The sequence below is a fragment of the Pseudomonas sp. LS_2 genome (genome assembly GCF_042709235.1).
Taxonomy (GTDB): Bacteria; Pseudomonadota; Gammaproteobacteria; order Pseudomonadales; family Pseudomonadaceae; genus Aquipseudomonas.
Genome location: NZ_JAVAYC010000003.1, coordinates 142958 through 166055 on the forward strand (window position 1 = coordinate 142958; position 23098 = coordinate 166055).

Here is a 23098-nt window from a genome sequence, read left to right on the forward strand (position 1 = left end):
AACACGCGGCAAAACTACGGCAAATTCATTGGAGCCGTCGCCATGTCAGACCCTGCCAAGCCAACCCCGCTGGTATCCATCGCCGTGCTCAAGGCCCGCCTGGGCCGTGAGCAGGATCTCAAGAAAGCCTTGCTGGCTTTGATCGAGCCCACCCGCGCCGAACCCGGCAACCTCGATTACGTACTGTTCGAAGGGCGGGATGAGCCGGGGACGTTTTACATGCGCGAGGCGTTCGTCGACCAGGCGGCGCTCGACGCGCATTGCACCACTGCGCACTTTCGGGCTTTCGTTGCTATCAGTGGGGCATTGCTGGCTGAACCACTGCGTCTGATCTTCCTCGAGCCTGTGTCATAGTCGCAGGGAAATGCCTCTAAATGGCCATTACTCGAGGGGCTAAAAGCATCGTTTCAATCGAGATCCATTTATAAAAAGCTATTTATTTCATATAGATACAAATAGTTTTTAATAAATTTATTAATCTTTTACCTGTATAGACTTGTCTGTCGGGCATTTCCTACAAAACTCGTTACTTTTTGTTGCGTCGGCCTCGATCTTCATGCTTATCATCCGACCGCGCTGGGCCAAGAACCCGGCGCCAATGGATCGCCGTTGACCCACAGGTCAGCGGTGTCACAGCCGAAGGGACCACCCAGGCTCAATGCTCGTGGTCCGCTTGCGCCCCCCATAAGGATGGTGAGGTTTCAATTGGTCACGCAGTTTGAAATCGCTGAAGTCACGGGCCATGTACCCGTCGTCACCACGACTCCCCGCGCGCGCTCCCTTGCCGCGCCTTCCTCCTCGCCGCCTTCCTGAACCATACCGGCCCGGCTTGCGCCGGGCCTGACAGGCAGGGCAGCCGACGCCCTGCGTATACAAGAATAAGCAGACACGGACGGTAGCCCTGATGTTCGACCACACCCGCTCTTCGCGCGGCACGGCTTGCGCGCAGCCCGATGCTTTAGCTAAAAACTGGCACCATGCCACACCCTTTGACGCCACCCAGTGCGTGCATGAGCTGTTCGAGGCCCAGGTACGCCTGGCGCCGCATGCCATTGCGGCACGTTTTGGCCAGCAGCAACTGAGCTACGGCGACCTCAATACCCAGGCCAACCGCCTGGCCCATTACCTGCGCAGCCTGGGTGTCGGGCCTGACATACGGGTTGGCCTGTGCCTGACGCGTTCGCTGGACATGCTGGTCGGTGTGCTCGCCGTGCTCAAGGCCGGTGGTGCCTACGTGCCCCTGGACCCGAACTACCCCACGGCGCGCCTGGCGCACATGCTCGGCGACAGCGTCCCGGCAGTGTTGCTGGCCAACGCAGCGGCTTTGCCAGCATTGGACACGGCGCTCAGCGGCATGAGCGAAGCTCCCCCTGTGCTCGAGCTGGACGCGCCCGGCGCCTGGGCGATGCAACCCAGCCACGACCCGGACCGCCATGGGCTTACTTCCCGTCACCTGGCCTACGTGATCTATACCTCCGGCTCTACCGGCACCCCCAAGGGCGTAATGGTCGAACACCGTGGCCTGCTGGCGCTGAGTGCCGCCTGGGCGCAGTTGTACCCGCTGCAAGCGCCGCTCATCCACCTGCAAATGGCCGGTTTCTCGTTCGATGTGTTCAGCGCCGACCTGATCCGCGCGCTGGGCTTCGGCGGCACGCTGCTGCTGTGCCCACGCGACACGCTGATGGACCCGCCTGCGCTGTACCGCCTGATGCGCGACGCCCAGGTAGGCTTCGGCGATTTCGTGCCGGCCGTGCTCAACCCGCTGATGGCCTGGGTCCAGGCCAACGGCCACGACCTTTCGTTCCTGCGTACCGTGGTGTGCGGCTCCGACGTCTGGACCGCCCACAGCGCCCGCCAGTTGCGCAGCCTGTGCGGCGAGCAGGTGCAGATCGTGCAGGCCTACGGGGTGACCGAGGCGAGCATCGACAGCATTTGCTTCGAAGTGCCGAGCCAAGGCGTGGAAGATAGCGTGCTGCCGATCGGCCAACCCTTGGCCAATTGCCGCGCCTACCTGCTCAACGCCCAGGGCCAAGCGGTCGCGCCGGGCGAGGAGGGCGAGCTGTACCTGGGCGGCGTCGGCGTCGCGCGTGGCTACCTGAACCTGCCGCAACTGACCGCCGAACGCTTCCTCGACAGCCCCTTCGAAACCGGTGAGCGGCTGTACCGCACCGGCGACCGGGCGCGGCTGCGCACCGACGGACAATTGCAGTTCCTGGGTCGCAACGACCAGCAGGCCAAGCTGCGCGGCCTGCGCCTGGAGCTGGGTGAAATCGAGGCGCGCCTGGCCGAGGTCGCCGGTGTGCGCGAAAGCCTGGTGCAACTGCGCGAGGACACCCCAGGCGAAGCGCGCCTGGTGGCCTACTACGCGCAACAGCCAGGCGCTGAGCTGAAGGCTGCCGATCTGCGCGAACAACTGCGTACCCACCTGCCGGACTACATGCTGCCGAGCGCGTTCGTGCAGCTACCGGCCTTGCCGCTGACCGCCAATGGCAAGTTCGACCGTAACCAGCTGCCCGCGCCGCAAGCGCAAGATATCGAGCAACACGCTTTCGTGGCGCCGCAAGGGCCAACGGAAATCGCGCTGGCAGCGATCTGGGCCGAGGTACTGGGCGTAGCGCGCATCGGCCGCTTCGATCACTTCTTCGCCCTAGGCGGCCATTCGTTGTTGGTGATGCGCGTGCTGGCCCAGGTACGCCAGGCCGCGATGGGCGATGTAGCGCCGGCAGCCTTGTTCGAACATCCCACCCTCGAAGCCTTCGCCCAACGCTTGCAGGCCAGCCAGGGCCAAGTGCGCACGGCGATCGGCATCATCGAACGGACGGCCACGCACACGTTATCGTCGGCCCAGCAGCGGCTATGGTTCCTGGCACAACTGGAGGGCGGCAATGCGGCCTACCACATGCCGCTGAACCTGCGCCTGCGCGGTGCCCTGGACGTGACGGCCCTGGCCTCGAGCCTCGACCGCCTGGTAGCGCGCCACGAAGCCCTGCGCACCACGTTCGTCAGCATCGAGGGCGAGGGCCGGGCGCGCATCGCCGAGCCAGGTCAGGGCATGGCCTTGACCCAGGTGGACCTGCACGGCCAGCCCGACGCCCAGGCGCAACTGCAGGCGCTGGTCGAAGTGCAGGGCGCGCAACCGTTCGACCTGGCCCACGGCCCGCTGATTCGCGCCTGCCTGGTGCGCCTGGCGGCGGATGAGCACGTACTCCTGCTGACCCAGCACCACATCATCTCCGACGGTTGGTCGGTAGGTGTGCTCACCCGTGACCTTGAAGCGCTCTACAGCGCCGCCGTACAAGGCCGTGAGGCGCTGCTACCGAGCTTACCGGTTCAGTACGTCGACTATGCCGCCTGGCACCGGCAGTGGCTGGCCGGCGGCCTGCTCGACAGCCAACGCCGCTATTGGTCCCAGGCCCTGGAAGGCGCCCCGGTGCTGCTGACGTTGCCCACCGACCACAAGCGTCCGCCCGTACAGGATTTTCGTGGGGGGTTCGTGCCGCTGACGCTGGACCCTGCGCTCACCGCCCGGCTCAAGACGCTGTGTGCCGCCCAGGGCTGCACACTGTTCATGGCCTTGCTGGCCGCCTGGTCGCAGGTATTGATGCGCCTGTCCAACCAGGACGATGTGGTCATCGGCGTACCCTCGGCGAACCGCCCGGACCCGGCCCTGGACGGTTTGCTGGGTTTCTTCGTCAACACCCTGGCACTGCGCATGACCCGCCAGGGCACGCCGTCGCTGAAGCAATGGTTGCACCAGGCCCGCGAGGTGGCATTGCAGGCTCAGGCCCACCAGGACCTGCCGTTCGAGCAGGTGGTGGAACTGCTCAACCCTCCGCGTAGCCTGGCTCACAGCCCGCTGTTCCAGGTGCTGTTTGCATGGGAACAGGATCAGGGCGCGACCTTGGCCTTGCCGGGCTTGCATGCGAGCCCGCTGGCGGCCAGCCAGCACGTGGCCAAGTTCGACCTGCAACTCGCCCTGAGCGAGCGCGACGGGCAGATCGTCGGCGGCTTGGAATACGCGTCGGGGCTGTTCGAACCCGGCACCGTGGCGCGCATTGGCGAGTACCTGCGCCGCGCCTTGCAGGGCATGGTCGGCAACCCTTCGCAATCGTTTGCGATGTTCGAGTTGATGGACGTCGACGCACGTCGACAGGTGCTCCACGACTGGAACGCTACGGCTCGGGCTGTCGATGGGCTGCCCGACTGCATGGCGCGCCTGCAAGCCGTCGTTCAGCGCACGCCGGATGCCGTTGCCCTGATCGCCGAGGGGCGAACCCTCGGCTACGCCGAGCTGGATCGCCAGGCCAACCGCCTGGCCCATTACCTGATCGAGCTCGGTGTAGGCCCCGAGCAACGCGTGGGGCTGTGCCTGGAGCGTTCGGCGCATATGGTCGTCGGCCTGCTGGCGACCCTGAAGGCCGGCGCGGCCTATGTACCGTTCGACCCTGCCTACCCAGCCGAGCGCCTGGCCTTCATGCTCGAAGACGCGGCGCCTGCACTGCTGCTGACCCAGACCTCGCTGCGCCACGGCTTGCCCCAAGCTGCCGGCAACCTGACGCTGTGCTGCCTGGACAGCCACGCCGAGCGTTGGGCCGACTACCCGGAGTACGCCCCGCGAATCGCCGCGAGCCCGCAGAACCTCGGCTACGTGCTTTACACCTCCGGCTCCACCGGCCGCCCCAAGGGTGTCGCCCACAGCCGCCGCGCGCTGGACAACCTGATTGCCTGGCAGCTTGAGCAAACGCCTGAGCCACAACGGGTATTGCAGTTCGCCTCGCTGAACTTCGATGTGTCGTTCCAGGAAATCTGCAGCACCCTGTGCCAGGGCGGCAGCCTGCTGCTGCTCAGCGAAGCCGAACGCAGGGAGCTTGCCTGGTTGCGTCCGACCCTGGTGGCCCAGGGCGTGCAGCGCGTGTTCCTGCCGTTTGCCGTGTTGCAGCAGCTCACTGCCCTGTGCGAAGCCGATGCGCCGATGCCCCCAGGCGGTTGCCAGGTCATCACCGCAGGCGAGGCCTTGCAGGTCAACGACGCGCTGCGCAGCTTCGTCCGCGGCCTTGGCGGCGAACACCTGTACAACCAGTACGGCCCAACCGAGAGCCATGTGGTCAGCCAGTACCGCCTGGCGTGCAGCGAGGCGCAGCAGTGGCCGGAGTTCCCTCCGATCGGCAAGCCGATTGCCAACGCACGCCTGTATGTACTCGACGGTGACCTCAATCCGGTGCCGGTGGGCGTCACCGGCGAGTTGTACATCGCCGGCGCCTGCCTGGCCCGGGGCTACCTCAACCGCGCATCGCTGAGCGCCGAGCGTTTCCTGCCCGACCCGTTCAGTGCCGAGGCAGGCGCACGCATGTACCGCAGTGGCGACCTGGCGCGTTGGCAGCCCGACGGCAATGTGCACTACCTGGGACGCGCCGACCAGCAGGTGAAGCTGCGTGGTTTGCGCGTTGAACTGGGTGAGATCGACAGCCTGCTGCGCCAGCAACCGGGCGTGCAGGACGCCGCCGTGCTGCTGCGCGATGACGGGCTGGTGGCCTATGTGGTCGGGGATGCCAGCCCCGAAGCACTGCGCATGGCGCTGCAACGACAACTGCCCGAGCACATGCTGCCCAGCGCCTGGGTGAGCCTTGGGCAACTGCCGCTGACCCGTAACGGCAAGCTCGACCGCCAGGCGCTGCCTGCGCCACAGCGCGGCGCTGCAGCGCGCTACGAGGCGCCGCGCAATACAATCGAGAGGCTGCTGGCCGAAGTCTGGGCCGAGCTGCTCAAGTGCGAGCGAGTGGGTATCCACGACAACTTCTTCGACCTGGGCGGGCATTCGCTGCTGGCCACGCGCATGGTCTATGCAATCAACCAGCGCCTGGGCACCCAGTTGTCGTTGAGCGGCCTGTTCCAGTCGCCGGTACTGATAGACCTGGCTGCCCATCTACAGGCCACGGCAGGCGAGCCGCTTGAGGCCGAATCCGTCCTTGAGAGCGACCCGGCCGCACGTCATGCGCCGTTCCCCCTGACCGATATCCAGCAAGCCTACTGGTTCGGCCGCGAAGCCAGCGTCAGCCTGGGCGGGGTCAGTGCCCATGGCTACGAGGAACTGCGCGTGCCTGGCCTGGACGTGGCGCGCCTGGAAGCCGCGCTGAACCGCATGATCCAGCGTCACGACATGCTGCGGGTGGTGTTCCTCGATGACGGCACCCAACGGGTGCTGGCCCAGGTACCCCGCTACCAGATCGCTCGCAGCAACCTGCGCGGCCTGGCTGCCGAGGACGCCCAACGCACCCTGGTTGCCACTCGTGAACGCCAGTCGCACCAGGTGCTGGATGCCAGCCAGTGGCCGTTGTTCGACTTCAAGGTGTCATTGCTCGACGATGACATCAGCCACCTGCATATCAGCCTCGATGCCCTGGTGGTGGATGCCGCCAGCACGCAGATCCTCGCTCGCGAGCTGATGGCGTTCTACAAGGATCCAACGCTGGAACTGGCCGACCTTGGCGTGACCTTCCGCGACTACGTGCTCGCCGAGCGCCACCTGCGTGACGGTGCACGCTACGCGCGGGCCCTGGATTACTGGCGCGAGCGGGTGCAAAGCCTGGCGCCGGCACCGGACCTGCCCAGGGTGTGCCAACCGGAAAGCATCGCCGACCCGCATTTCACCCGGCGTGATCGCGACATGCCGGCCAGCCAGTGGAGCCAGCTCAAGGCCATGGCCCGGCAATTCGGCGTCACGCCTTCGGTCATGCTGCTGACCGCATTCAGCGAAGTGCTCGCGCTGTGGAGCCGCCTGCCACGCTTCACCCTGAGCCTGCCGCTGTTCAACCGCATGCCGCTGCACCCACAGGTCGATGGCATCATCGGCGACTTCACCTCCCTGGTGCTGCTGGAGGTGGCCATCGACGGTAACGCCAGCTTCGTCGACAAGGCCCGTGCCGTGCAGGCCCGCCTGTGGCAGGACATCGACCACTCGGTGGTCAGCGGCGTGCGTGTATTGCGCGAACTGTCCCAGGCCCGCGGCGTACAACAGAGCGCGATGCCGATCGTGTTCAACAGTACGCTCTCGGAAGCTGCTCCTGAACTGGCCGAGTTCAACCTTGCCGACGCCCTGGGCGCCACCCTCGAGCACAGCATCACCCAGACTCCGCACGTGTGGCTGGACCACACCCTGCTGGAGCTCGAAGGCCGCTTGCTGTTCAACTGGGACAGTATCGACGCGCTGTTCCCCGAGGGCATGATCGAGCGCATGTTCGCTGCCTACAACAGCGTGCTCGATAGCCTCCTGGCGCCCGATGCCTGGGCCGCCAACACCCCGCAGTTGCTGCCTCTGGCGCGCTTGCCAAAGGCGCCGCCCGCGCCCCGCGAGCTGCCGTTGATGCACGCCTTGTTCGAACGCCAGGCCCTGGCCACCCCCGGGGCCTGCGCAGTGCTCGGCAGCCGTGAACTGAGCTATGGCCAGTTACGCCAGGAGGCCCGCCACTTGGCCGCGCACCTGCAAGCCCAGGGCGTGCAGCCCAACCGGTTGGTGGCAGTGGTGATGGAGCGCGGTTGGGAGCAGGTGGTGGCGACCCTGGCCATCCTCTATGCCGGTGGCGCCTACCTGCCGATCGACCCCAGCCTGCCCGCCGCGCGGCTGCGGCATATCCTCGACCGGGCCGAGACCACCCTGGCGCTGACCCAGCCAGGCCTGCTGGAGCGCCTGGCTTGGCCAGCACAGGTCACCGCGCTGGCGGTCACCGAGCACTTCGCGCCTGGCCCCGAACCCTTGCGCGAGGTGCAATTGCAGCCCAGCGACCTGGCCTACGTGATCTACACCTCCGGTTCTACCGGCACGCCCAAGGGCGTGGTGATCGACCACCAGGGCGCGGTCAACACCTTGCTCGACATCAACCGGCGCTTCGCCGTCGGCCCCCGCGACCGGGTGCTGGCGATTTCTTCGCTGAGCTTCGACCTGTCGGTATACGACTTCTTCGGCACCCTGGCGGCGGGCGCGGCGGTGGTGATGCTCGAGCCGCAACAGAGCCTGGACCCGGCCCACTGGTCCGAGCTGATCGAGCGCCACCGCGTCAGCCTGTGGAACTCGGTGCCTGCGCTACTGGGCATGTGGGTGGAATACCTGGAGGGCGAGGGCAGGGCGCTGCCAGGCAGCCTGCGCCTGGCGATGCTGTCCGGCGACTGGATTCCCCTGAACCTGCCGACCCGCGCCTGGGCGCTGAACCCCAACCTGCAACTGATGAGCCTGGGCGGCGCCACCGAGGCTTCGATCTGGTCGATCGGCTACCCCATCACCCAAGTCGACCCGGCTTGGCGCAGCATTCCCTACGGCAAGGCCCTCGACCACCAGCGTTTCCATGTGCTCGACGAGGCCTTGCAGGTACGCCCGACCTGGGCCACCGGCCACCTCTACATTGGCGGCATCGGCTTGGCCAAGGGCTACTGGCGCGACGAGGCATTGAGCGCGCGCAGCTTCTTCGACCACCCGATGACCGGCGAACGCCTTTACCGTACCGGTGACGTTGGGCGTCTGCTGCCCGACGGCAACATCGAGTTCCTCGGCCGCGACGACAACCAGGTCAAGGTGCAGGGCTACCGCATCGAACTGGGCGAGATCGAAGCGGTGCTCAATCGTCACCCCGGTGTGCACAGTGCCGTGGCGCGCATCCTTGGCCAGGCCCAGGAGCACAAGCGCCTGGCGGCCTATGTACTCAAGGCGGACGAGCAGTTGCAGGGCGCGGACCTGGCGCGCTACCTGGCCGACAAGCTGCCGGCGTACATGCTGCCGTCGTCGTTCACCTTCCTCGACAGCTGGCCGCTGTCGGGCAATGGCAAGGTCGACAAGAGCCGCTTGCCCGAACCCGAACAGGCCGTGTCCAGTGGGCCGACGCTGGAGCTCGAAGGGCCCGAGGAGCAACGCTTGGTGGCGATCGTCCAGGAGGTACTGGGCCTGCCCGCCATTGCTGCAGACGCCAACCTGCTGAGCCTCGGCGCGACGTCCATCGACATCGTGCGCATCAGCAATGCGCTGGCCAGGGAGCTGCAACTGCGCCCCCACGTGGCGCAGTTGCTGGGCCAGCCGACCTTGCTCAACCTGCTGGACATGTACCGCCAGCGCCCCCAGGCCGTCGATCCTGCACCCGTCAGCGAGGAGGTTCTGGAAGACAGTGCGCAACGCGAGCGCTTCAAGGCCGAGCAACATGGCCGGCGCACCTTCGCAGGCGACGCCCCCCAGGTGGCCCTGGCGCTGCCCAGCACCCCGGCCTTCGCCCGGCGCTACCGCGACTACCGCTCGGTACGCCAGTACCTGGAACAGCCGATCGAGGCGCAGGCGTTCGCCGAGCTGCTGGCGGTACTTGCCCAGGGCCAGCTAGATGGCCAGGGCAAGTACCTGTTCCCCTCGGCAGGCGGTGCCTACCCGATGCAGACCTACCTCTACGTCAAGCCCGCCAGGGTGCAGGGTGTGCCAGGCGGAGCCTACTACCACGACCCCGTGCAGCACCGGCTGGTAGCCACCGCCAGCGAGGCACTCGACCCGGACAGCTACGACTATTTCGTCAACCGCCCGGTGTACGAGCACGCCGCCTTCGCACTGTTCTTCATCGCCGACCTGGCAGCGATCCGCCCGCTGTACGGCGAGCAGAGCCTGGGCTTCTGCCAGATCGAGGCGGGCGCCATGGCGCAACTGCTGACCATGGCCGCCGCCGACCTGGCGCTGGGCCTGTGCGGCGTCGGCGCGCTGGAAGCAGGGCAACTGGCACGGCTGTTCGCCCTCGGGAGCAGCCACCGGCTGGTGTATTCGATGGTCGGTGGCCTGCGCGCGGCCCATGAGCTGCCGCACGCACCCGTAGAGGCCTTTACCGGCATGGACGATGACATGGAGGAGATCGAAGTATGAACGCCCCTGAACTGCTGGCGTTGTTCGACCGCCATGGCGTGGCGCTCGAAGTGGATGGCGACAAGCTGCGCTGCAAGGCACCCAAGGGCTGGCTCGACGAAGCCAAGCTAGAGGCGCTGAAAACCCACAAGCAGGCGCTGATCGCCTTGCTCGGCCAACGTGCCGACAACGCGCCGATCCCGCAGCGTGGACCTGAGCAGGCAAGCTGCCCGCTGTCGTTCTCGCAGCAGCAGCTGTGGTTCCTCGACCAGCTCGACCCTGGCAACCCGTTCTACAACGTGCCCACGGCGGTGAACCTCAAGGGCCAACTGCACGTGCAGGTGCTGGAGCAGGCGCTGAATGCGCTGGTGCAGCGCCACGCCATGCTGCGCACCACCTTTGAAAGCCGCGATGGCGAACCGCGCCAGGTCGTGCACCCGGCCATGCCCCTGCGCCTGACACTGCTGGACCTGAGCACACTGCCCGAAGCCGAGCGCCAGGCTGGCCTGGCCAAGGCCGTGCACGCCGATGCCCGAGCGCCGTTCGACCTGGCCCGGGGTCCCTTGCTGCGCGCCTCGGTGGTGCGCCTGGCAGCCGACGAGCATGTGTGGTTGTACAGCGTGCACCACATCGTCGCCGACGGCTGGTCGATGGGGGTTATTCTGCACGAGGTGGCCAGCCTGTATGACGACTTGCTGCATGCCCGACCCTCGCGCCTGGCACCGCTGCCGGTGCAATACGCCGACTACGCCTGCTGGCAACGCCAGCGCCTGGGCGGTGGGGCCCTGGAGGGTCAGCTCGACTACTGGCGGCATGCCTTGGCCGATGCCCCCGTCTTGCTGAGCCTGCCCAGCGACCGCCCACGTCCGCCGGTACAGCGCTTCGTCGGTGCGACCTACAGTGCGACAGTAGACGGCGACACCCTGGCCGAACTCCAGGCCCTTGCCCGAAACACCCAAGGCACGTTGTTCAACGTGTTGCTCGCCGCCCTCGACGTCTTGCTGTGGCGCTACAGCGGCCAGCGCGACCTGTGCGTGGGTACGCCGTTCGCCAACCGAGGCCGCGAGGAACTCGAGCCGCTGATCGGGCACTTCGTCAATACCCTGGTGGTGCGCCAGCAACTGGACCCGGCGCAAACCTTCGCCGAGCTGCTGCGCGAGGTGCGCGCCCGCATGCTGGAAGTCCACGCCCACCACGACGTGCCGTTCGACCGGGTGGTGGAGGCCGTCAACCCGCCCAGGGACACCGGCCATTCGCCGCTGTTCCAAGTGATGATGGTGCTGCAGAACACCCCCGGGGCCGAGGTACGCATGCCGCACCTGGAGCTCTCGCCCTATGGCACCAGCAGCGCCACCGCCAAGTTCGACCTGGCGTTCGAATGGGTGGAGCGTGATGGCGGGCTGCACCTGCTGGTTGAGTACAGCACCGACCTGTTCGAGCACTCGACCATCGAGCGCATCAGCCGCCACTACCGCCACCTGCTGGCCCAGGTGGCGGCCGACGCCAAGCAACCGCTGCACGCGTTGTCGCTGCTCGATACCCGCGAACGCGAACAGGTGCTGTACGCCTGGAACCACGCCGCACCGTTGCCGACCCCGGCAGGCTGCGTACATCACCTGGTGCAGGCGCAGGTTGCGCGCAGCCCGCACGCCCGCGCCGTGGCGTTCGAAGGCCAGGCGCTGGGCTATGCCGAGCTCGATGCCCAGGCCAACCGCCTGGCCCGCTACCTGCGTAGCCTGGGCGTCGGCCCGCAGGTACTGGTAGCGGTGTGCGTGGAGCGCTCGCTGGCCTTGCCGGTGGCACTGCTGGCCGTGCTCAAGGCCGGCGGCGCCTACGTGCCGCTGGACCCGGATTACCCGGTCGGCCGTCTCGGCCACATGCTCGGCGACAGCGCCCCGGGGGTCGCGCTGACCCTGGGCAAGGCCCAGGCGACCCTGCACCAGGCCATCCAGGCATGTGGCTGGCAAGGCCCGGTGCTCGACCTGGAAGCCGACGCGGCGCGCTGGGCCGAGCTCAGCGCCGCCGAATTGCCCGCCAATGAAATTGGCGTAACCCCCGACCACCTGGCCTATGTCATCTACACCTCCGGCACCACCGGGCTGCCCAAGGGCGTGATGGTCGCGCACCGTGGCCTGGCCAACCTGCTGCTGTGGTGCCTGGAAGTCTGTGGCGAGGCGGGGGCGATGCTGCACAAGATCCCGTTCGGCTTCGACGCCTCGGCCTGGGAAACCTTCTGGCCGCTGGCCACCGGCGGTACGCTGGTCATCGCCAGGCCCGGCGGGCATTTCGAGCCAGGCTACCTGGCCCGAGTGGTGCGCGAGCAGCAAGTCACGGCAATGGTTTTCGTGCCAGCGATGCTGCAACTGTTCCTGGAGGTAGAAGAAGTCGGCCAGTGCCACAGCCTGGCCGACGTGTTCTGTGGCGGCGGCGAGCTGCCCCCGGCGCTGGCCCGGCTATTCCGGGCGCGCCTGCCGCACGCCAAGCTGCACAACGTCTACGGCCCCACCGAAACCACGGTGATCAATAGCGTGTGGACCTTGGCACCGGGCGATGAGGTCCCCGCGCTGCAATTGCCGATCGGCCGTCCCATCGCCAACAACCGTTTCCACGTGCTCGACGACTGGGATGCCCCGGTACCGCCAGGCGTCGCCGGCCATCTGCACATCGGTGGCGTGGGCGTGGCACGCGGCTACCTGGGGTTGCCCGAGCTGAGCGCCGAACGCTTCATCGACAGCCCATTCGTGGCCGGCGACCGCCTGTACCGCAGCGGCGACCTGGCGCGCTACCGCGCCGACGGGCAGTTGGAGTTTCTTGGGCGCAACGACTTTCAGGTCAAGCTGCGTGGCGTGCGCCTGGAGCTCGGCGAAATCGAAGCCCGGCTGCAAGCCTTCCCCGGCGTTCGTGCCAGCGTGGTACTGATGCTGGGCGACGATGCCCAGCACCAGCGCCTGGTGGCCTGCTGTGCCGCGGCCGCAACGGTCGACGAGCAAGCGGTGCGCGAGCACCTGGCTCAGACCCTGCCCAGCGCCGTGCTGCCCAGCGCGTATCTGTGGCTGGACGCGATGCCGCTGACTGCCAACGGCAAGGTCGACCGCGACGCACTGGCCAAGCGCGCCGACCAGGACCTGGCCCAGCGCCAGGTCAACCTGAGCAGCCCGCGCGACCATACCGAGCTGACCCTTTACCAGATCTGGAAAAGCCTGCTGCTGGCCCCACAGATCGGCATTCGCGACAACTTCTTCGCCGTCGGCGGCACCTCCATCGCGGCGATCAAGATGGCCTACCAGATCAGCCAGGCTTTCGAGGTCGAAGTGCCTGCGCGGGTGGTGCTGGGCCACCCGACCATCGAGGCCCTGGGCGGCTGGCTGCGCGCCGGGGCCAAGTCCCAGGCGGCCAATGGCAACTTGATCGAATTTCGCCCAGGCGATGGCCAGCGCAACGTGGTGTGCATCCACCCGGCCGGCGGCACCGCGTTCTGCTACCTGTCGCTGGCCAAAGTGCTGCCCGAGGCAGTAGGCGTACATGGCTTGCAGTCGCCGGGGCTCAACCCGGGGGAGGCGACGGAGCCTACTGTCGAAGCCATGGCCGAAGCCTATCTGCGCCAGATCGCGCCGCTGCTGGACAAGCCGTTGGTGCTGACCGGTCTATCGTTCGGCGGCCTGGTGGCCTACGAAATGGCCCGGCGCCTGGGCAACCGCCAGGTCAGCGTGGTGCTGCTCGACACCCAGGGCTCGGACGACCCGGCCTTCCGCGAGCAGATCGGCACCGTCGACATGGCTGAGTTCCGCGACAAGCTGGTGCGTTTCAACGGCATGTACCCCGGCATCGAAGACGCCCAGGTCGAGCGTTACTTCAACCTGTACAACCACAACCGCCTGGCCATGGCCGCCTACCCATGCCCGCCGCAGGCCAGGCGGGTGGTGCTGGTGCAGGCCAAGGAAGGTTTCCAGCGCCCAGCGTTGCGCGGCCTGCGCGCCTTCTGGCGCCGTCGTGCCGGGAGCTACCAGGCCACGCTGGTACACGGCGGGCATTGGGACATGCTCGAAAGCGCCGAAGTACACCGGGTTTCCCGAACCCTCATGCGTGAGCTGCAACGCTTCGACCGCCAGGAGGGCAAATGATGAGTTCACACACTGAAGCCAACACCGTGCTCGCCAGGTTTGCCGCCCAGGTACGGCGCGACCCCGATGCCCTGGCGGTGATCGACCAGCAGGTACGCTTGAGCTATGCGCAACTGGCCAGCGCCAGCGAACGCGTCGCCCGTGGGCTGCAAGCCCTTGGCGTACAGCCGGGCCAAGCCTTGGCGCTGTGCCTGCCACGCAGTTGGCAGTGGCTGGTGGGGCTGCTGGGTGCCGTGAAGGCCGGCGCCGTGGTGGTGCCACTGGACAGCACCAGCCCGGCCGAACGCCGCGCCCTCATGCTCGCCGACGCCGGGTGCGTGGGTGTCTTGACCGTGGACGATACACCCTTGGGCTTGCCTGGGCCCTGGCAGGCCCGGGTCGAGGCGTTGCTGGAAAACCCTGACACCCCCACCCAGCCTTTGCCCGAAGCCTTCGCCGACGTGATGTGTCTGTTCTATACCTCAGGCACTACCGGCGTGCCCAAGGGCGTGGAGGTCGGTGAGCGTGGCTTGCTGCGCCTGGCCCAACCCGGCAGCTATATCGACATCCAGCCGGGGCAGCGCTTCGCCTGTATCTCCAATACCGCCTTCGATGCGTGCAGCTTCGAACTGTGGGCGCCCTTGCTCAATGGCGGTTGCTGCGTGATCGTCGCCGACCACGACCTGTTCGAAGCCCGGCGCCTGGCTCAAGTACTGGAGGTGCAGAGGGTCGACAGCCTGTTCATCACGGTGTCGCTGTTCAATACCTTGAGTGCCGAGCACCCAGCGTGTTTCGCCAGCCTGCGCCAGGTACTGATCGGCGGCGAGCAGCTCAGCGCCCAGGCGATACGCGCCTGGTACCAGGCCAACCCGCATAGCCGCTGCCAGCTGTACAACGCCTATGGCCCTACCGAATGCACCACATTCGCCCTGAGCCACCCCATCGCCCGGGACTTTGTCGGCGACAGCATACCCATCGGCCTGCCCTTGCCAGATACCGGCATGCAAGTGCTCGACGCCCAGCAAAGGCCAGTGGCGGTGGGGGAGATCGGTGAGCTGTACCTCAGCGGCAGCGGCGTGGCCCGTGGCTACCGCAACCGGCCCGAGGAAACCGCACGAAGCTTCGTGCGCCTGGCAAACGCGCAGCTGCACTACCGCACGGGCGATTTGGCTCGGGTCAACGAGCAAGGGGTGCTGGAGTGCCTGGGACGTGTCGACCGGCAGGTAAAGGTGCGAGGTTTCCGGATTGAACCCGGCGAGATCGAACAGCGCCTGCTGGAGCATCCCCAGGTTGCCCAAGCCTATGTATGTGGCCGCCGGCAGGCTGCCGAAGACCATCAGCTATTGGCTTTCCTGGTGTTGCGCGAAGCTATCGAGTACCGCGCGTTCGATGCCTACCTGCGCGCCCACCTGGCTCCTTGGATGCGCCCGCACGCGCTGTTCTTGCTGCCGCGCCTGCCCCTGACCGCCAATGGCAAGGTCGACCAGCAGCAACTGCTGTCTGAGGCCAGTGCACCCTGGCGGCCAGCGGCAGACGCCGAGCAGGGCAGCCAGTCGCCCGCCCTGGTCTGGCTGCTGGAGCAAGCCCGGGCGCTGCTTGCCCAACCTGCGCTCGACGCCCAGGATGACTGGCTCGGCAGCGGCGGCGATTCGCTCAAGGCGCTGCGCCTGCGCTCGGCTATCCGTAGCCACTGGCAACAGGAAATGCCCATCTGCGCGCTGCTGGGCGAAACCTTCGCTGTCCTGGCCCAACGCCTGCAAAGCGGGCAGGGCGGGGCCGTGGGCTACCCGCCAGCGCCCGTACAGGTTGGTGCCCGTCGTGTACCGGCCAGCAGCGAGCAGCGGCGCCTGTGGCTGGAGCAATTGCGCGCACCGAGCGCTACGGCGTACAACGTGCCCTTGGTGTTGCACCTGGAGCCAGGCGCCAACCCCGAGGCCCTGGCCGAAGCGGTAACGCGCCTGGTCGAGCGCCATGTCGCGCTGCGCACCGCATTCGTGCCCGGTGCCGATGGCCCGGAGCAGTTGGTCAGCCAGCAGGCCGCCCTGTGCCGCATCCTGGCCCCCGGCAGCTTGGAGGAAGACACCTGGCGCGCCTTCGCCACCTTGGTGTTCGACACCCCCTTCGACCTCGCCAGCCCCTCGTTGCTGAGGGCCTGGGTGGTGCCATTCGCCGATGGCAGCTGCCGTTTGCTGCTGAACCTGCACCATATCGTCACCGACGGCTGGTCGCTGAACCTGCTGTTCGAGGACTTGGGCCGTCTTTACCAGGATGCCTTGCAAGGGCGTGACAGCCCGCCGATGGCCCCGGCGCTCGATACCCTGGCGTTCGCCCAGTGGCAACGACAGTGGAGTGTGACCCCGCACTATCGCGAGCAGCGCCGCGCACTTGCCGCCTTGCACGCGCAGCATGGCGAGCCCTCGCCCGCGCTGCTGGCGGTGCGCCCGGCCAGTACCCAGGCACGCCTGTATCGCCAGCCCCTGGGGGCTTCGCGCAGCGCGGCGCTGGAGCGTTTTTGCAGCGAGCAGCGTCTGACCCGCTTCGATGTATTGTTCAGCGTGTTCACCTGGAGCCTGCATGCGCTGGTCGGCTGCGAACGCCCGCGTATCGCCAGCCCGGTGGCCAACCGGCCCCTGGCCGAGTTCGAAGGCAGCCTGGGGATGTTCGCCAACACCGTGCTGATCCCCACCCAGGTGCAAGGCTCGTTGAGCTTGCGCGAGCAGTTGCAGCAACAGACCGACCGGGTGCGTCAGATCCTGGCCCTGCAAGACGTGGCCCTGGCCGATCTGGTCGAGGACTTGCGCCTGTCGTCTTCCCGGCAACTGTTCGACTACCTGTTCGTGCTGGAGAACACCGACTACGCCAGGCTCGCCGAGTCGCCCCTGCGGGCGACCCTTGAGGTGCACGAAACGCCCCAGGCCAAGTGCCCGCTGACGTTGCTGGTGATCGGCGGGGATGGGCCGCTGCACTGCTGGTGGGAATACCAGTGCAGCCATTTCGACGAACAACAGGTAGCAGCGCTGGACAACGTTATGCGCCAGGGCCTGGACCTGCTGCTGGCACACCCCGATAGCACCCTGGATGCCTTTGTCAGCCCCTACCGGCAGCGTCTTCCCGTCACCAGCGAAGGCGCTGCCCGTGCCGTGCCCTTCACCACGGTCGCCGACTGGTTCGAGCACCAGGCCCACGCCACGCCCGAGGCCACGGCACTGGTGGCGGGCCAGCAGCGCGTCAGCTATGCCGAACTGGATGCACTGGCGGACACCCTGGCCGCACTTCTGTCCAATCAGCTAGCGCTCACGGCGCCAGTTTGCCAGCCACTCCAGGTGGTGTTGCTGCTCGAAGCCTCGCTCGAACACGTGGTCGCCTTGCTGGCCTTGGCCAAGCTCAACGTCACCGCCGTCCCGCTGGACCCGAACTACCCGCCGGCGGTACAGCGCCAGGTCCTGGCCCAGGCCACGCCGCGTTGCGTGCTCTACGGCAGCGCCACCGAGGCCGCCCTCGACGCGCTGGGTAGCGATTGCCCCCGCCACCGCGTGGCACTGGACGCGACGCCGATGAGTTTCCAGCGCCCCCGGCATAGCGGCGAACGCCCGCTTTATACCCTGTTCACCTCCGGCTCCACCGGCACCCCGAAAGGCGTGCAAGTGGCCGACATCACCCTGTGCAACCTGCTGCACTGGCAGCGCAACGCGGGCGGCCTGCCGGCCCGTTCGGTGACCTTGCAGTTCTCCATGCTGTCGTTCGATGTGTCGTTCCAGGAGCTGTTCGGCACCTTGTGCGGCGGCGGTTGCTATCACCTGATCGACCCGCGCTGGCGCCAGGATGCCCAGGCGTTACTGGGCTACCTGGTGCGCGCGCGCATCGAGCGATTGTTCCTGCCGTACGTAGCGTTGCAACACTTGGCCCAGGTCGCCGTGGCCCAGGGCATCTATCCTGCCACCTTGCGCGAGGTGATAACGGCCGGCGAGCAGCTGCTGTGCACCGACGCGCTGCGCAATTGGTTCGAGGCGCTGCCGCAGGCACGGCTGTTCAACCACTACGGCCCCACCGAGACCCATGTGGTCAGCGCCTACCCATTGCCTGCGAAGGTACGCGACTGGCCCTTGCGTGCCCCGATCGGCCAGGCGGTGGACAACGCCCGGCTGCTGCTGGTGGATGCCCAGGACCGCCCGGTGCCCAGTGGCACCCGGGGCTATTTGCTGGTAGCCGGGGTGATGGTTGCGCGCTGTTACCTGGGCGATGCCCGGCTCAATGCCGAGCGCTTCGTCGAATTGCCCCAGGCCGATGGCACCCGCTGCCTCTATTACCGCACGGGCGACCTGGCCTGGGCCGATGCCCAGGGCAGCCTGCACTATGTGGGGCGCGACGACCAACAGGTCAAGCTGAGCGGCCAACGCCTGGAGCTTGGCCAGATAGAAGCGGCGTTGATGGCCCTGGACGAGGTGGCCAGCGCCGTGGTCACAGTGCAGGCCGAGCCGCCACAGCTAACCGCCTACCTGCAACTGAGCGGCACGCCACCTACCCTCGAGGTGCTCGAGCGTCAGGTCGCGCGGCTGCTTCCGGCACACGTGCGCATCGACCAATACCGGCGTATCGATGCCTGGCCGCGCACCCCCAGCGGCAAGATCGATCGCAAGGCCTTGGACGGCCAAGGCCAGGCATTGGAGCGGCGTCGCCTGGCCACGCCGGCCGAACAACTGAGCCCGCTGCAAGCGCAGCTGTGCGCGCTGTTCCGCGACGTGATCGGGCACGATATCGGCTTGCGCCAGACCTTCTTCGAAGCTGGCGCCACCAGCCTGGGCCTGATGCGCCTGCATGCCCGGTTCACCCAGGCCTTGCCCTATAGCCTGAGCATGGCCGAGCTGTTCGAGCATGTGACGGTGCAGCGCCTGGCCGCGCACCTGGAACGCGCCCGGCCACTGCCCGCCAGCCGCGAGCGCCCGGCAGCGGAGGGCGAGCAACCGCTGGCGATAATCGGCATGGCGGTGAACGTGGCCGGGGCGCGCAACCTGGGCGAGTTCTGGGCGATGGTGCAGGGCAACGCCCTCGGTATCGAGCACTTCGAGGCAGAGGCCGGCCTGGTTGGGGCGCGCAGCCAATTGCAGGGGCTGTACGACTTCGACCCCGAATACTTCGGTATCAGCCGCCAGGAGGCACGCCTGATGGACCCGCAACAGCGCCATCTGCTCATGGCCTGCGTGCAGGCCCTGCAACACGCGGCCATCGTCCCTTCGGTGGATGGCCCGCGTATCGGCCTGGTGGCCAGTTGCGGCGAAACCACCTACTTCCAGCAGATGCTGCGCGAGAGCGCCGAGGGCGATCTACCGGATGGCTTCCAGCTGGCGTTGCATCACGACAAGGACTTCCTCGCCACCAAAGCCGCCTATCATCTCGACCTCACCGGCCCAGCCCTGAGCGTTCAGGCAGCCTGCGGCAGCTCGCTGATCGGCGTACACCTGGCCTGCAACCTGCTGCGCCAAGGCGACAGCGACGTGATGTTGGCCGCAGGGGTACTGATCGACCCGACCCTGACCGACGGCTACCGCCACCGTTCGCAGCACATCTTCTCCCGCGATGGGCTGTGCCGACCGTTCAGCGAGGATGCCAGCGGCACCTTGGGTGCCAGCGGCTATGGCGTGGTGGTGCTCAAGCCGCTGGCTCGCGCCCGTGCCGATGGCGACCGCATCTATGGCTTGGTCGAAGGTTCGGCACTGAACAACGATGGCAACGCCAAGATGAGCTACACCGCGCCGTCCGTGGCCGGGCAGGGCGCAGTGATTGGCCAGGCCCTGCGCAAGGCGGGGGTGAAGGGGGCGGATATCGGCTACGTCGAGGCCCATGGCACCGGCACCTTGCTTGGCGACCCGATCGAGGTGGCAGCATTGACTCAGGCGTTCGGCGACGCACCGGCACAAGGCTGTGCGCTGGCGTCGGTGAAAAGCCAGGTCGGTCATCTGGGGGCGGCGGCGGGCGTGGTTGGGCTGATCCGCGCCACCCTGGCGGTATTCCATGGGGTGATCCCGCCGAACCTGGGGTTCTCCAAGGCCAACCCACAGATCGACCTGGCCCGCTCGCCGTTCTACATTCCCACCCAGGCCCAGCCCTGGCCCGAGGGACGTCGGCGGTTGGCGGGGGTCAGCAGTTTCGGCATCGGTGGCACCAACGCCCATGTGATCGTCGGGGCCGCGCAGGTCGGGCCGGCAGAGCACGACGATGTGCTGCCGCTATTGATGCTTTCGGCCCATAGCCGTGCAGCGTTAGAGCGTGATGTAGAGGCGGTCGGCGCCTGGTTGCAGGCCTTCCCCGAACAGGCTGACGCGTTGCTGCGCCATTTGCAGGCCGGGCGCAAGCAGGCGCGCTGGCGCTTCGCCGTGGCCTACCAGGCCGGCGCGGCGCTCCCGTTGTCGGCGATTCGCGAAGTGCCACCCTCGCAGGACCGCGTGAAGGCCGTGGAGCATTTACCCCAGGCCTTGCTCGAGGCCTGGTATGCGGGGGTGCACATCGAGTGGCCGGGGCCCTCGGCACCGCCGCCGTGGCAGCTGCCCGCGTCGTCCTTCGACCTGCAGGCCTATCGCTTTCAGGGCCGTGGCATGCCCGAGGTGGCGCCTGCGCGTCGGCCGCTGGAGCAGTGGTTCTACCAGCGGCAGTGGCAACGTGTGCGTCGTCTTGCCATGGCCCATACGCCTGGGCGTCGACACACCCTTGTGGTGTGCGGCGTCGATGCCGCTGACACGGCTTTGCTCCGCAGCCTTGGACGCAGTCACCAGCGTGTGGTGCATGTGCGTGCGGTTGGTAGCGGCCTGCATGAGCTCGCGCCGGACCGTTTCGAACTCGACCCACTGAATGCCGAGGCCTTGGCGCGTTTGTTCGAGGCCTTGGGTGGGCCGGGTGAGCTGGACTGGCTGCACACTCTGCCCTTATCGGTGCAGGGCGCAGTCGATGAGCAGAGCCTGGCCCGCGCCCAGTGGGCCTGCCTGGACACCTCCAGCGCGCTGTTGCAGGCCTGGGGTCAAGTAGCGCGCAGCGCGACCCTGCGTCTATGGCTGCTGTCCTGGCAGGCGTGCCCCGTCCAGGGGGCGGTCGCACGCCCTGAGCTGGCGGCCTTGGCCGGGGTAGCCGAAGTGGCGCCACAGGAATACCCGATACGCTGTCACTGGCTGGATTGCGCCAGCGCCTCTCTGTTCGACCAGGCCGCCGTGATCGCCAGCCTGCTGTGCGAGCCGCAGGCCTTGCCCCGGCGCTTGGCGCTGCGCGACGGTTACCTCTGGCAACCGCGCCTGGTGCCCAGCCCGCTGCCTGCCGAACCCACTCCGTGGTTGCCACAGGAAGGTAGCTTCCTGATCCTCGGGGGCAGCGGAGGGATTGGCCGCACCCTCTGCCAGCACTTGCTGCGTGCGCCAGGGCGACGCGCAGTGCTGGTGTCACGGTCGGGTAAATGGCCCGAGGGGCTGGAGCTGGACCATGAACGTGTCGAAGTGCTAAAGGCCGATATCGCCGACCTGGCGCGTTGGCCGCAGGTGCTTGAGGACCTGGCTGCGCGCCACGGCCGCTTCGATGGAGTGATCCATGCCGCAGGCGTGGGTGCTGGCAGCCTGATACGCCAGCGCGATGGCGCCCAGATGGCCGCCGCCATGGCTGCCAAGACACGCGGCATGCTTGCCGTCGAAGCACTGATCGAGCGCATGGCACCGGGCTGGGTGCTGTATTGCTCGTCCATGTCGGCGCTGTTCGGCGGTGCGGGGCACATGGACTACGCTGCTGCCAGCGCCGTGCTCGATGGCTTCTGCCATTACCGAGGCAGCGATGGTAACGGTTGTGTGCGCCTGGGCATCAACTGGGACATCTGGCGCGACCTCGGCATGGCCACACGGGCCAATAACAACGACGCTGCGCACCAACGTCACCTGGCGGTGGGGCTTTCGGCCGAGGAAGGCTGCGAAGTGTTCGACCGCGCCTTGGCGGCGCAATTGCCTCAGCTGCTGGTGTCTACCACCGGCCTTGAGCACGTCCGGCAGTTCTACCCGGTTCGCCATACGCCCCAGGCTGAAGTGGCCGCGCCCAGCGCGGGCGAGGACTTGCCCAGCCGCTTGCGTGAGAACCTGTGCCAATGGCTGGGGCTGGACACCCTTGAAGACGATGCTTCGCTGTACGACCTGGGCGCAGACTCCCTGACCTTGCTCGACCTGATCGACGAACTGCACAGCGCCACCGGGGCAACCGTGCAACTGTCGCAGTTCGGCCCCAACGTCAGCCTGCGCGAGGTCCTGGCGCTGGTGACCACAGCGAGCACGCCAAGCCAGGCAAATGCCGAAACGGACCCCTGGCGCGAGGCCTTGCGCATCGACCCTTGGCAGGCCGGCGACGGCCAGCACTGGTTGTATCTGGTCCACCCGGTAGGCGGGGATGTGCAGGCCTACCGCGAACTGGCCGCTGCCCTACACCCCAGCTTGGGGGTGCGGGTGATCGCCGACCCGGTACTGCGCGAACCGGCGTTGGCCAACATCGCCCTGCAAACCCGCGCATCCCTGTACCTGGAGGCGATACACGCCGAGCTGCCAGAAGGCGCGAGGTGGGGGCTGGCGGGCTGGTCGTTCGGAGCCTGGGTCGCCCAGGCGATGTGTGCCCTGGGTGCGCAGACGGGCATGGCGCTGCCACGGTTGTACCTGATCGATCCGCCCGCACCGAATGCCGGAGCCCACCTGGCGCGGATCGACGAGCGCCAGATCCAGCAGGTGTTCGAGCGCGAGTTCGCTTCGCGCCGTGGCGCGGCGCTGGGCGAGGCTGAAGGCGCGGGTTACCTGGAACGCCTGGTGGCGTGCTGTCGCAACAACCTGGCCAGTATGCTCGGGTATTCCCCAGAACCGCTGGCGGATGTGGCAGTACGCCTGTTCGTCGCGACCCAACCCAACCCGTATGGCATTGGCATCGGCTGGCAAGCCCAGGACCTGCACCAAGCCTGGCAAGCGTTGTTGCCAGGCCTGTATGGCTGGACGCCTCTGGACACCGACCACTACGGCATCGTCAGCGGTCGATGGGCGCGGCAGATCGCCGAAACGGTCAACGTCGACCTGGTGCAGGGGGACAAGGCCCACGATGGACAACTGCTGGCAGGGCTGGGTCAAGCCCCGGCACAACAATAAGG

Annotated in this window: 4 protein-coding genes; all 4 read left to right on the plus strand. The window is 67.2% G+C overall.

What is annotated here, in order from left to right; all coding sequences use genetic code 11:
• Window positions 1–42 precede the first annotated feature (42 nt).
• The 4 genes from RAC97_RS03980 (at window position 43) to RAC97_RS03995 (ending at window position 23096) form a co-directional block, all read left to right on the plus strand.
• Window positions 43–354, plus strand: a complete 312-nt coding sequence (locus RAC97_RS03980) for a putative quinol monooxygenase (protein WP_375097979.1) — start codon at window positions 43–45, stop codon at window positions 352–354.
• A 550-nt stretch (window positions 355–904) separates the two neighbouring features.
• Window positions 905–9877: an amino acid adenylation domain-containing protein gene (locus RAC97_RS03985; RefSeq protein WP_375097980.1), complete on the plus strand. Its 8973-nt coding sequence runs from the start codon at window positions 905–907 to the stop codon at window positions 9875–9877.
• The gene (locus RAC97_RS03990; protein ID WP_375097981.1) at window positions 9874–13977 is read left to right on the plus strand and encodes an amino acid adenylation domain-containing protein; all 4104 of its coding nucleotides are present in this window, start codon (window positions 9874–9876) and stop codon (window positions 13975–13977) included. Before RAC97_RS03985 ends, RAC97_RS03990 begins: the two co-directional genes overlap by 4 nt.
• On the plus strand, window positions 13977–23096 hold the full coding sequence (locus RAC97_RS03995; protein WP_375097982.1) for an amino acid adenylation domain-containing protein: 9120 nt from the start codon (window positions 13977–13979) through the stop codon (window positions 23094–23096). The genes RAC97_RS03990 and RAC97_RS03995 overlap by 1 nt, the downstream gene beginning before the upstream one ends.
• The last annotated feature ends 2 nt before the right edge of the window (window positions 23097–23098 follow it).